Source organism: Streptococcus halichoeri (assembly GCF_009870755.1).
In the GTDB taxonomy this organism is placed as follows: domain Bacteria; phylum Bacillota; class Bacilli; order Lactobacillales; family Streptococcaceae; genus Streptococcus; species Streptococcus halichoeri.
Genome location: NZ_WLZU01000003.1, coordinates 25,062 through 37,797 on the forward strand (window position 1 = coordinate 25,062; position 12,736 = coordinate 37,797).

General features: G+C 42.0%; 13 protein-coding genes. 12 read left to right on the forward strand and 1 reads right to left on the reverse strand.

Annotated elements, in window-relative coordinates:
* Positions 1–108: 108 nt before the first annotated feature.
* On the reverse strand, positions 109–2,370 hold the full coding sequence (locus tag GWD08_RS01440; RefSeq protein ID WP_159563965.1) for an ATP-dependent Clp protease ATP-binding subunit: 2,262 nt from the start codon (positions 2,368–2,370) through the stop codon (positions 109–111).
* A 290-nt stretch (positions 2,371–2,660) separates the two neighbouring features.
* Between GWD08_RS01440 and GWD08_RS01445 the strand changes: the two genes are divergently transcribed.
* From GWD08_RS01445 to GWD08_RS01500, 12 genes are all read left to right on the forward strand, one after another.
* Positions 2,661–2,891, forward strand: a complete 231-nt coding sequence (locus GWD08_RS01445) for a YkuJ family protein (protein ID WP_159543642.1) — start codon at positions 2,661–2,663, stop codon at positions 2,889–2,891.
* Between the two features lie 195 nt (positions 2,892–3,086).
* On the forward strand, positions 3,087–3,944 hold the full coding sequence (locus GWD08_RS01450; protein ID WP_159564002.1) for a bifunctional methylenetetrahydrofolate dehydrogenase/methenyltetrahydrofolate cyclohydrolase: 858 nt from the start codon (positions 3,087–3,089) through the stop codon (positions 3,942–3,944).
* Between the two features lie 186 nt (positions 3,945–4,130).
* On the forward strand, positions 4,131–5,471 hold the full coding sequence (xseA, locus tag GWD08_RS01455) for an exodeoxyribonuclease VII large subunit (RefSeq protein ID WP_159563966.1): 1,341 nt from the start codon (positions 4,131–4,133) through the stop codon (positions 5,469–5,471).
* Entirely contained in the window at positions 5,449–5,664 is a 216-nt protein-coding gene (locus tag GWD08_RS01460; RefSeq protein ID WP_159543646.1) for an exodeoxyribonuclease VII small subunit, read from the forward strand. Before xseA ends, GWD08_RS01460 begins: the two co-directional genes overlap by 23 nt.
* Positions 5,664–6,536 carry a polyprenyl synthetase family protein gene (locus GWD08_RS01465; RefSeq protein ID WP_159563967.1) on the forward strand — a complete coding sequence of 291 codons (873 nt, stop codon included), beginning with the start codon at positions 5,664–5,666 and terminating at the stop codon, positions 6,534–6,536. The genes GWD08_RS01460 and GWD08_RS01465 overlap by 1 nt, the downstream gene beginning before the upstream one ends.
* Positions 6,529–7,356, forward strand: a complete 828-nt coding sequence (locus GWD08_RS01470; protein WP_159563968.1) for a TlyA family RNA methyltransferase — start codon at positions 6,529–6,531, stop codon at positions 7,354–7,356. The genes GWD08_RS01465 and GWD08_RS01470 overlap by 8 nt, the downstream gene beginning before the upstream one ends.
* Positions 7,343–7,813, forward strand: a complete 471-nt coding sequence (locus GWD08_RS01475) for an arginine repressor (RefSeq protein ID WP_159543653.1) — start codon at positions 7,343–7,345, stop codon at positions 7,811–7,813. Before GWD08_RS01470 ends, GWD08_RS01475 begins: the two co-directional genes overlap by 14 nt.
* 14 nt (positions 7,814–7,827) lie before the next feature.
* Positions 7,828–9,486, forward strand: a complete 1,659-nt coding sequence (gene recN / locus GWD08_RS01480; protein WP_159563969.1) for a DNA repair protein RecN — start codon at positions 7,828–7,830, stop codon at positions 9,484–9,486.
* Between the two features lie 178 nt (positions 9,487–9,664).
* The gene (locus tag GWD08_RS01485; RefSeq protein ID WP_159563970.1) at positions 9,665–10,504 is read left to right on the forward strand and encodes a DegV family protein; all 840 of its coding nucleotides are present in this window, start codon (positions 9,665–9,667) and stop codon (positions 10,502–10,504) included.
* A complete protein-coding gene (locus GWD08_RS01490) occupies positions 10,497–11,339 on the forward strand; it encodes an SGNH/GDSL hydrolase family protein (protein ID WP_159563971.1) in 843 nt (280 codons plus the stop codon). The genes GWD08_RS01485 and GWD08_RS01490 overlap by 8 nt, the downstream gene beginning before the upstream one ends.
* The gene (locus tag GWD08_RS01495; protein ID WP_159559752.1) at positions 11,317–11,907 is read left to right on the forward strand and encodes a YpmS family protein; all 591 of its coding nucleotides are present in this window, start codon (positions 11,317–11,319) and stop codon (positions 11,905–11,907) included. Before GWD08_RS01490 ends, GWD08_RS01495 begins: the two co-directional genes overlap by 23 nt.
* 97 nt (positions 11,908–12,004) lie before the next feature.
* Positions 12,005–12,280, forward strand: coding sequence for an HU family DNA-binding protein (locus GWD08_RS01500; protein WP_003104951.1), 276 nt, complete (start codon positions 12,005–12,007; stop codon positions 12,278–12,280).
* Positions 12,281–12,736: the final 456 nt, after the last annotated feature.

Genomic DNA, 12,736 nt, shown 5'->3' on the forward strand with positions numbered 1-12,736 from the left:
GCCCTTATTATACTAAAAAATAGGGAAATAATCTTTGATTTTGCTAAAAATTTAGCGCTGGATGAAAAAACCTTCATTTTCAAAATTAGAAAATGAAGGTTTTGGGCTTTAATGGCTGGGCTGAGCAGCTTCTTCGCTTTGATTGGCTTTGATTGCAATGTGTCCATTACTTGTCATCATGGCACGTAAGTTTTTCTCAGTTGGGTGTTCAAGGTAATAATCGGTAATAGCATCTTCAATATGCTCTTGGATGGTGCGACGTAAGGGCCGTGCCCCCATTTTTGGATCATAACCAAGCTCTACCAATTTTTCTTTAACTTTGGTAGTGACATCAAGGTGGAGACCGTTGCGTCCAAGCCGATCATTGACATTGACTAGCATTAGATCAACAATTTTAAGAAGGTCTGGTTTAGAGAGTGCAGCGAATTCAACAATGGCATCAAAACGGTTCATAAATTCAGGGCTAAAGAAGTTACCTAGTTGTCCCAGTACCGAATTGGTCCGACCTTCGCGCGCAGCACCAAAACCAACTGACGCTTCAGCATTGCCTGTTCCAGCATTTGAGGTCATGATAATAATGGTATCTTTAAAGCTAACTGTGCGCCCTTGACCATCAGTGAGGCGACCATCATCAAGTACTTGAAGAAACATATGCATCACATCTGGATGGGCCTTTTCGACTTCGTCAAGAAGAATGAGCGAGTAGGGATTACGACGAACTTTTTCAGTTAGTTGACCAGCCTCATCATAACCAACATAGCCTGGAGGTGCTCCGACCAATTTGGATACGGCATGTTTTTCCATGTATTCAGACATATCAAAACGAATCATATTTTCGTCAGAGCCAAATAATTCAATAGCTAATTGCTTAGAAAGCTCGGTCTTTCCTACACCGGTTGGTCCTACAAACAAGAAGGAGCCGATTGGTCGATTGAGGCTGCCTAAGCCGACCCGGTTACGCCGAATGGCCTTGGCGATTTTTTCCACGGCTGCATCTTGGCCAATGACATGGCTCTTAAGATCATCAGCCAAGTGAATCAATTGTGACTGTTCTTTTGCTTTTAAGTCGCCAACTGGGATATTCGTTTTTTCCTCTACGATTGCCTCAATGGTTTTTTCAGTAATCAAAGGAATATCTTGGTCTGTGACCTCTTGTTTTTGCATTTCTTTTAGTTTGAGGATTTGGTCACGGAAATAAGCTGCGCGTTCAAAGTCTTCTTGACGGGTAGCTAGCGCTTTTTGATTTTCAGCGTCTACTAGCTTTTGATCAATTTCTTTTGGATCAACGAAATTAAGTGTTAGATTCATTTTTGAGCCTGCTTCATCCAGCAGGTCAATGGCCTTGTCTGGTAAGAATCGGTCTTGGATATAGCGATTCGAGAGATGAGCCGCAGCTAAAATAGCATCATCGCTATATTGAACATGGTGGTATTCTTCGTATTTCTTTTGAATACCCTTTAAGATAGTAATGGTTTCATCAACAGAAGGTTCATTGACTTTAACAGGTTGCATCCGCCGCTCTAGGGCAGCGTCTTTTTCAATAATCCGATATTCGTTGAGAGTGGTAGCGCCCACTAATTGGAGTTCACCACGTGCCAGAGCTGGTTTTAAGATATTACCAGCATCCATGTTACCATCGCCTGCATTGCCAGCGCCGACAATTTCATGGATTTCATCAATAAATAAGATGACGTCTTTGCGGTTACGAATTTCTTCCATGAGCTTTTGCATGCGCTCTTCAAATTGACCGCGGATACCAGTACCTTGGACCAAGCTGACCACATCTAAACGAATGACATGTTTTCCTTGCAGTTTATGCGGAACATCGCCATCAATAATTTTTTGAGCTAGGCCTTCTACAACAGCTGTTTTACCAACACCTGGCTCACCAATCAGGACGGGATTATTTTTTGTTCGCCGGTTCAGAATTTCAATCACGCGGCGAATCTCATCATCGCGCCCAATGACAGGGTCAATGCCGCCACGACTGGCAATATCGGTCACATCAATACCAAATTCATCTAAGAGTCCTTGAGGAGCTTGCGGATCTTGACGGCGGGTCGCTTGTCCAGACATGCGGTTATTTCGGCTGTTTGGATCATTTGAGAGATTATCTTGTTCTGAGCGTGGACTATTTGGAAGTTTACTAAACGGTTGGAAATTATTTAAATCATCCATAAAGTCTTCAAAAAGTGGTTTAATAGAGTCAGAAAGGGTACCTTGTTTTTGATTGCCCAATAAGCTATTTTGGGGATCTGTCTTCATAATTTGATAACAATTTTGACAAAGGTCAATTTGGCGTTGTTTGCCGTTCACATTAGTATATAGGTGAATAGAGGCTTCGTTTAAGTTACAATTTTGACAAAGCATAGGCTTTACCTCCAGTGAGTGATACGAGTTCAACTTTTAGTCAATAAAGGTCAAACTCTATATGTTCATTATAGCACCCTTTAAGCAGAAAGCAAGTAAAAAGTTTCCTAATTTAGCACTCTTAACTTTTGAGTGCTAATAGCTTGGTCTAGCTTCTAGGGGGCAAGTCATAAGCTGATAGCTACTACAAAATCAGGCCAAGCCAGGAAATAATTCACTTTTAGTGTCTGTTTATAGGTTTTTATGTTAGAATATAGTGAACACTAAACGAAACGAATAGGAGAATGGAAATGGAATCACATCTTGTGAGAATAATCAACCGTCTAGAATTGATGGTAACAGACGATGGGAACCTCAAGCGCAATTTTGAACGTGATGGTGTTGTCGTTGCTGAAGTTTCTTTTTCAAATGACCCAGAAAATGGACCAGTTTTTACCTTACGTGACGTGGAAGCACGGGAATCATACTCATTTGATAGTATTGACTTGATTGCAATGGAAATCTACGATTTATTATATTAAGTTAAAAGACTTGCTTGGGCAAGTTTTTTGTGCTTCCAGACGTTTTTAAGCCTTAAGTTGACAGCTCCTTAAGTGATGGTTTTAGGTTGGTCGCTCCTATTTTGGTCAAATGTTAACCTTAATAATGATTCGGTGGTGAAAGCCACTCTTTTTTTGCTATAATAGGTAACAGACTAAATAAAGAGGTACAAAATGATGGTAGAATTTTTAGATGGAAAAGCATTAGCCCAAAAAATGCAGGCTGAATTAGCTAAGAAAGTAACTGAACTTAAGCGTCAACATCAGATTGTTCCGGGCTTGGTTGTTATTTTAGTAGGTGATGATGCAGCTAGCCAAATCTACGTCAGAAATAAAGAGCGTGCTGCTCACGCTGCAGGTTTTAAGAGTCAGACCGTTCATCTGTCTGAATCAATCAGCCAAGAAGAATTGATTAATGTCATTATGACCTACAATGACGATCCGAGTATCCATGGCATTTTAGTTCAGCTCCCCTTACCAGACCACATTAATGACAAAAAAATTATCCTATCTATTAACCCAAGTAAGGATGTTGATGGCTTTCATCCGATGAATACAGGTCATCTCTGGTCAGGTCGGCCCCAGATGGTGCCTTGTACACCTGCAGGAATTATGGAGTTGCTCAGTGCCTACTCTATTTCATTAGAAGGCAAGCATGCGGTAATTATCGGCAGATCCAATATTGTTGGTAAGCCCATGGCCCAACTGTTGCTAGCAAAAAATGCCACAGTTACCTTAACCCATTCACGAACGAAACATTTAAAGGCCTTTACCAAGCAAGCAGATCTGCTAATTGTAGCGATTGGTGCTGGGCACTTTGTGACAAAGGATTTTGTCAAGGCTGGCGCGATTGTTGTAGATGTTGGGATGAACCGTGATGACAATGGCAAGTTAATTGGTGATGTAGACTTTGCTTCGGTTTCTCAGGTAGCTAGCATGTTAACACCTGTCCCAGGTGGCGTTGGCCCAATGACCATTACCATGTTGTTGGAGCAAACCTATCAAGCGGCCTTGCGTAAAGCAGCTAAAAACTAAATGATGTATGAGCGCCAGCTTTTGCCTTAATGACAAAGGAAGCCTTCCCTTTCAATCTGTGAAGCCGTAGGGCTTCTTTTGTCCTTTATCTTCTCATTTGTAGGGGAAAAATGGTATACTACATATGTTAGATGCACTATTATGTATGTTAGATATAACTTTTAACTCTCATAGAAAGAAAACACGATGGCTAATTATCTCTCAGTGTCTGAGCTGACGAAATACCTAAAAATGAAGTTTGATCGTGATCCTTATCTGGAACGCGTTTATTTGACAGGACAGGTGTCCAACTTTCGCCGGCGTCCTAACCATCAGTATTTCTCCATTAAGGATGAAAAAGCAGTTATTCAGGCGACCATGTGGGCAGGACAATTTAAGAAATTAGGATTTGAGCTAGAAGAAGGGCTCAAGATTAATGTCATCGGACGTGTCCAGCTCTATGAACCCAGCGGCTCTTACTCCATCATAGTTGAAAAGGCTGAGCCTGATGGCATTGGTGCCCTAGCACTGCAATTTGAACAACTAAAGAAAAAACTCGCAGAAGCAGGGTATTTTGATGCAAGGCACAAGCAGTCTTTGCCACAATTTGTTCAAAAAATCGGAGTGGTCACTAGCCCAAGTGGAGCGGTCATTCGTGATATTATTACCACTGTTTCTAGACGCTTTCCCGGCGTGGAAATTCTTTTGTTTCCCACCAAGGTCCAAGGTCAAGGCGCAGCACAAGAAGTGGTCGCAAATATTGCTCGGGCAAACCAGCGCGATGACCTGGATTTACTCATTGTAGGTCGTGGTGGTGGGTCGATCGAAGACCTCTGGGCCTTTAATGAAGAAATGGTGGTTCAGGCTATCTTTGAATCACGATTGCCGATTATTTCCAGTGTTGGCCATGAGACAGATACGACTTTGGCTGACTTCGTCGCAGATAGCCGAGCAGCCACGCCAACTGCTGCTGCTGAACTAGCCACACCGGTCACCAAACGTGATCTCTTATCCTGGATAGCTGAGCGAGAGAATCGGGCTTATCAGGCGAGCTTGCGTTTACTTAAACAAAAAGAAGAAAAATTGCAAAAAGCGCGCCAATCTGTTATTTTTCGCCAACCTGAGCGTCTCTATGACGGTTTTTTACAAAAACTAGATCGCCTCAATCAGAAATTAACGTATGGTATGCGCGAAGAGCTGCAACAGGCTAAGCAGGCGCAAGGTCTTGTGTGGCAGCGTCTGCAAAGCCTTGATTTGCAAAAGCAAGTGCAACGCTATCAAGATCAGATCTTACAAGATCAACGCCGATTAATGCGCGCGGCGCAAGGCATTTATGATAGCAAAGCAACTCGTTTTGACAAGGCACAAGATGCGCTTTTATCACTAGATAGCTCTCGCATTGTCGCGCGTGGCTATGCGATTGTCCAAAAAAATCACCAATCACTATCATCAGTTCAAGGGATTAAAGCAGGCGATTCTTTGCAAGTTCAAATGCAAGATGGCCAGTTAGAAGTGGAGGTTACACATGTCAAACAAGACAACATTTGAAGCACAATTACAAGAACTTGAAGCAATCGTTACACGCTTAGAATCAGGTGATGTTGCCTTAGAAGAGGCGATTACTGAATTTCAAAAGGGAATGACTATTTCCAAACAATTGCAAAAGACACTCAAGGAAGCTGAGGATACTTTAGTTAAGGTCATGCAGACCGATGGAACAGAAGTAGAAATGGATGCTTAATGATTAACATTGAACTGATTAATGAAGCAATTCACCGTTATTATCACAACAGTGCTAGCCCAGTTTCGCCCCAGCTTATTGAATCCATCTTGTATTCAGTTGATAGTGGCGGCAAACGCCTTCGCCCGCGGCTATTCTTAGAATTACTAGAAGGATTTGGTTTGGAACTCACCCAAGCTCATTATGACTTGGCTGCGGCCTTGGAGATGATTCATACTGGCTCTCTCATCCATGATGATTTACCTGCTATGGATAATGATGATTACCGGCGGGGGCGCTTAACCAACCATAAGCAATTTGATGAAGCTACGGCGATTTTGGCTGGCGATAGTCTCTTTTTAGATGCCTTTGCCCTGATTGCCCAGGCTGGTTTTCAAGCAGAATTAACGGTGCAGTTAGTGGCTTTATTATCAAAAGCCTCAGGTACTTTTGGCATGGTTGGTGGCCAAATGTTAGATATGCAAGGAGAAGAGCGGCATTTAAGCTTGGCCGAACTAGCCCAGATTCATCGCAACAAAACAGGGCAATTGCTGAGCTATCCCTTTACAGCAGCCAGTATTTTGGCCCGACAACCTCTGGAAATTCAAAGCCAAATGACCCAAGCTGGCTACTTGATTGGCCAGGCTTTTCAAGTTCGTGATGATCTTTTGGATCTGACTGCTAGTTTTTCAGAGCTTGGGAAAACGCCCAAGAAGGATGTTCAGGCTGCAAAAGCCACCTATCCTAGTTTGCTAGGTATGGAAGCATCTTATCGTATTTTAAACCAAGATTTAGATCAGGCGCTCGCTATTTTTCACACAGTGGCAGAGGAGACCCAGTTTGAGATGACAAAAATGACCCATTTGGTAGAAGGATTACGATTGCATGGCTAAAGAACGTGTTGATGTACTTGCTTATAAACAAGGACTTTTTGATACCAGAGAACAGGCAAAACGTGGTGTTATGGCAGGCCTGGTCATTAATGTCCTAAATGGCCAACGCTATGATAAACCAGGAGAAAAAATTACCAGCGATACAGAACTTAAACTAAAAGGGGAAAAATTAAAATATGTTAGCCGTGGTGGTTTGAAATTAGAAAAGGCCTTGCGGGTTTTTGATATTTCAGTGGAGGACCAGGTTACACTTGACATTGGGGCTTCTACCGGCGGCTTTACGGATGTGATGTTGCAATCGGGTGCGCAATTCATTTATGCGGTAGATGTTGGAACAAACCAATTGGTCTGGCAATTGCGGCAAGATGCGCGTGTGCGCTCAATGGAGCAGTACAATTTTCGCTACGCCACACCAGCAGATTTTACAGAAGGCTTGCCGACCTTTGCTTCAATTGATGTTTCCTTTATCTCTTTGCAGCTGATTCTGCCAGCTTTGCATCAGATTTTAGCCGATGATGGTCAGGTTGTTGCCTTAATTAAGCCACAATTTGAGGCGGGGCGCGAGCAAATTGGCAAAAACGGAATTGTTAAGGATCCTACTGTTCATGAAAAAGTTTTAGAAAAAGTGACAACTTTTGCTTGTGACTACGGATTTACAGTTAAGGGGCTTGATTTTTCTCCTATTCAAGGGGGACATGGAAATATTGAATTTTTGATGTTTCTGCAAAAAGCTGCTGGCGCACACAATGAGGTCTTGCCTTTGATTCATCCCCTAACGCAAAAGGCACATAAGGAATTTAAAGATAATGAAAAAGAGTGAACGCTTAAATCTGATTAAAAAGATGGTGCTTGAGCAGACAATCGAAACCCAGCATGACCTGTTAGCTCGGCTAAAAGAGTATGGCTTAGAACTCACTCAAGCAACCATTTCACGTGATATGAACGAAATTGGGATTGTCAAAATACCATCTGAAAATGGACGCTATATCTATGGCCTATCACAAGATAGCGGCAAAAAGCTTGTTCAACGGCCAGCATCCATTCGGCGAACTATTTTAACCATATCAGAGCCTATGCCAGGTCTGGACACTCACTTGTTTTTGCAAGTTATACCAGGCAATGCTATGGTTATCAAGAAGTATGTGACAGCAGATTTTTCTGATCGGCTATTTGCCATATTGGCAGATGATGATAGTATTTTAGTGATTGCTAAAACAGCGGCTGACTGTGAGCTCATCCGACAGACAGTTACCAAGTGGAAAGAAAGCGCACAATAATTGAGGGAGTGCCTATGTTACTAGAGATTTCAATTAAAAATTTTGCCATCATTGAAGCTATCTCCTTAAATTTTGAAAATGGGATGACGGTATTAACAGGGGAGACTGGGGCTGGAAAATCCATTATTATTGATGCGATGAACATGATGCTAGGTGCCAGAGCTAATACAGAAGTTATCAGGCACGGGGCTGATAAGGCTGAAATTGAAGGTTTCTTTACCATTGCACAAACCTCGCCTCTCCATGACATCCTTAGCGAATTAGGCATTACAGCCCAAGAAGAACTCATCATCCGGCGGGAGCTTTTTGCCAACGGTCGTAGTGTAAGCCGGATTAATGGCCAGATGGTGACTCTAGCTAACTTAAAACGCGTTGGTCAATTATTAGTTGACATCCATGGGCAGCACGACCAAGAGGAATTAATGCGCCGTAACCGCCACCAAGCTATCTTAGATGCCTTTGGCGATAGTTCTCTAAAGACTGCAAAAACTAACTATCAGACCATTTTTGATACCTATAAACACGTGCGGCGTCAGGTGCTTGAGCATCAAAAAAATGCGCAAGACCATAAAGCACGGATTGAGATGTTAGCCTTTCAATTGGCTGAAATCGAAGGTGCGGCCTTGCAGCGAGGCGAAGATGACCGGCTCATGTCAGAGCATACTAAACTGCTCAATCATAAAAAAATCGCAGATACGCTGACCAATACAGCGGTGCTCCTGGATAATGAAGATTTCTCCAGCCTAAACAATATCCGCTTTGCGATGAATGATATGGCTAGCATTGAAACTCTTGATCCGGATTACCAACAGCTTTCAAGCAATTTATCAGAAGCCTATTATATCCTAGAAGATGTTAGCAAGCAGTTAAATGATATTATAGAGGGCCTTGATTTTGATGGCGGCCGCTTACAAGCTATCGAGCAGCGCTTAGATGTCTTAAACAGCTTAACCCGTAAATACGGCGGCAAGATCAATGATGTGCTTGACTATTATGACAATAGTTTAAAGGAATATCACTTACTAACTGGCGGCTCTGATGATAGCGGTCATCTGGCCTTAGAGCTCAAGCAGCTGGAAAAACAGTTGCGAGAAGCAGCCGATGTCCTTAGCCAGGAGCGCCGCAGATGTGCTGAGCGACTAGAAAGCACCATTAAAGCACACCTACAAGAATTATACATGGAAAAGGCAGACTTCAAGGTGCAATTTGACAAGGCAAAGTTCAGTAAAGATGGCAACGAAACCATTGAATTTTATATCCTCACCAACCCTGGTGAAGGCTTCAAACCCCTGGTCAAGGTGGCTTCTGGTGGTGAATTATCTCGCTTAATGTTAGCCATTAAGTCAGCCATCGCCCAAAAAGAAGATCGGACAAGCATTGTCTTTGACGAAGTTGATACAGGAGTATCTGGCCGAGTTGCCCAGGCCATCGCCCAAAAAATCTATAGCATTGGCCAACATGGCCAAGTCTTAGCTATTTCGCATCTTCCCCAGGTCATTGCTATTGCTGATTATCAGTATTTTATTTCCAAAGAAAGCAGTGATGATACCACTGTCTCTAGGTCGCGTTTGTTAAGCAAGGAAGAACGCATTGAAGAAATTGCCAAAATGCTAGCAGGCAGCACAGTGACCCAGGCTGCCCGCATTCAAGCTAGCCAATTATTGGACAAATAGCTGGTAGAAATCCATTTGATTTATCCTACTTAGAAAGAAGGAGTGACTGAGACATAAGTCGATTTTTCTCCTTCTTTTTTTGATGATTCCGCTAAAACAAGCGACTGCTTTTGATTTATTTGCCAATCAATGCTAAAATAAAGAGAAAAACATGTACTAGAACGGAAAAAAAGTTATTATGGGAAAGATTAAAATTGTTACCGATTCCTCAATAACCATCGAACCTGAACTTATTGATAAATATGACATTACGGTGGTTCCCTTATCTGTGATGGTTGATGGCAAGTTATATAGTGATAAGGACTTGAAACAGCCAGGCCAGTTTTTACAATTGATGAACACAAGTAAGGACTTACCAAAAACCAGTCAACCACCAGTCGGCTTGTTTGCTGAAACCTATGAACGCCTAGTAGCAGAAGGCGCACAAGCCATTATTGCCATTCACCTCTCTCCTGCCCTTTCTGGAACCATAGAGGCTTCACGCCAAGGAGCAGAAATTGCTAGCGCCCCAGTAACTGTTTTGGACTCTGGTTTTACCGACCAGGCTTTAAAATTTCAAGTCGTCACTGCCGCTAAATTAGCTCAAGCAGCTGCTGATTTAGATACCATTCTAGCCAAGATTCAAGAAGTTAAAGAAAAAACAGTCCTCTACATTGGTGTCTCTACCCTAGAAAATCTTGTCAAGGGAGGCCGGATTGGCCGAGTGACAGGTTTATTGAGTAATCTCTTAAATATGCGGGTCTTAATGGAACTCAAGAATGAAGAACTAAAATCGATTGCAAAAGGTCGTGGCAATAAAACATTCTTTAAATGGCTGGACAATTATTTAGCAGAAAATGGTGCGCGTAAGGTGTCAGAGATTGGTATTTCTTATGCGGGGGATGATTCTTTAGCAAAGCAAATCTATGCTAAAGTACAACCTGTTTTCCAAAGACCAATCAGTGTGTTAGAAACAGGCTCGATTATCCAAACGCATACAGGCGCAGGCGCTTTTGCTATTATGATCCGCTATGAATAAGAAATCATTTTGGGGCGGTTTGTTGTTTTTCCTAGTAGTGTTTGGAGTTAGTCTGGTACTATTTCAGCAGTTCATCCCCCAGTCTGACTCCCAGCTCAAAAAAACGGATTTTTTAAAGCAAAAACCTAAGACTTTATTTTACCTTGCTCTTGGAGACTCTTTAACAGAAGGAGTCGGAGACTCAACTGGGCAAGGCGGCTTTGTCCCGCTTTTAGCAGATGATATTGCTGATTATTATCATGTACAAGTCAAGCATGCCAATTATGGGGTTTCTGGAAATACCAGTCAACAGATTTTGACCAGAATGCAGACCCAAGAACCCCTGCAAAGAGACTTAAAAAAGGCCAAGTTGCTTACCATTACGGTAGGGGGCAATGATGTTTTAGCAGTTATTCGTAAACAGTTGACCGAGTTGCAGGTCTCTAGCTTTGATCAACCACGTCTGGCCTATCAGGAACGTTTACGGCAGATTATTGACCTGGCCCGTAAAGACAATGCTGATTTGCCCATTTATATCCTGGGCATTTATAACCCCTTTTATTTAAATTTTCCCGAAATAAAGGACATGCAGACTGTGGTTGACCAATGGAATCAGGGGACCAAAGAGGTCACTAAGGAATACCAATCCGTTTACTTTGTGCCAATCAATGACCGGCTTTATCGAGGCGTTAATGGTCAAGAAGGCATTGATGAAGCTTCAGACAGCACTAAACCCGTTATTAACGATGCCCTTTTCTCACAAGACCACTTTCACCCTAATAATATTGGGTACCGAATAATGTCCACTGCAGTTATGGAGAGTCTTAAAAAACATGAAAACAAAACCTTCAATTAATGGCTGGAAATGGGCTTTTTTGCTCATTCTTGCTTTGAATTTGGCTTTTTTAATTATTCTTGGGAGTCGCTTGATTCAACCCAGGGAAACCAAGGATTCTCAGCAAAGCATTTCTCAAAAAGCTACCAATGTTAAAGTAGGTACCTTTACGACCAACCGCCAGCAATTAAATAAAACCATTTCTGCTTATTTAAAGGCCCATCAGTCGTCTAAAATGAGTTATAAAGTCTACCTGGCTCAATCCTCTATTTTGTTTGAAGGGAAGTACCAACTTTTAGGCTATGAGGTGCCCTTGTATGTTTATTTCCAACCTAACAAGTTAGAAAATGGAGCGGTGCAATTACAGGTCACGTCATTCTCAGTTGGAACTTTACCACTGCCAGAGGCGGAGGTTTTACAGTATATCAAAGGCCGCTATGACCTGCCTTCCTTTGTAACAATTAAGCCTAAACAGTCGTCCATTGTCCTCAATGTTCAAAAGTTAAAAAATAATGCAAACATCTATTTGAAGGCGAAAAAGATTGATCTCTTAAATGACCAAATCAGTTTTGATATTTATAAGAAATAGCGTTAAATGACGTTAATCACTTGACCTGTAGGCTTTTTTTCGTTATGATTATAACTGTTAAAGCTTATTGCTTACTAAAATTTGGAGGATTTGTTAAATGGCTAACAAACAAGATTTAATTGCAAAAGTTGCAGAAGCAACAGAACTAACAAAAAAGGATTCAGCAGCAGCTGTTGATGCCGTTTTCTCTGCAATCGAAGCATTCTTATCTGAAGGCGAAAAAGTTCAATTAATCGGTTTTGGTAACTTTGAAGTACGCGAACGTGCTGCTCGCAAAGGTCGCAACCCACAAACTGGTGCAGAAATTGAAATCGCAGCTTCAAAAGTACCTGCTTTCAAAGCTGGTAAAGCCCTTAAAGACGCTGTTAAATAATGATATTAAAAGAAGCCTATTGCCTCGCGCTTTCTAGCTTGAGCAGTGGGCTTTTTCCTTTTTAGGGGGGTACAGAGGGGGCATAAAATGAGTCACTTTCCATAGTGTCGCGAGATGTGAGGTCATCTTGTAAGCGCCCAATAACAAAGTAGCTATAAAAAATAATTCAACCTTCATTAAACTGTTAATAGAAAACAGAAAATGGAGGTTTTTCATCATGTCAACACCGATTGTCCGTTATTGGGCACTTACGTCATGTTCTTTGTACTATGGTGGTAGATTTGCAGTAATGATGTCAAAAAGTGACTGAGGCCTGTTTCTGTGTGATGAGGAATTGTTTTTTTGACTGGCTTGCCCTTTGCAGTAGCTTGGTCTTTTAAGAGTCTTGTTAGAAATAGCGATTGTTTTTTGAGCACTTGGCAATTCAGGATGTACCGTCACCCTTTTTAAAAGCCT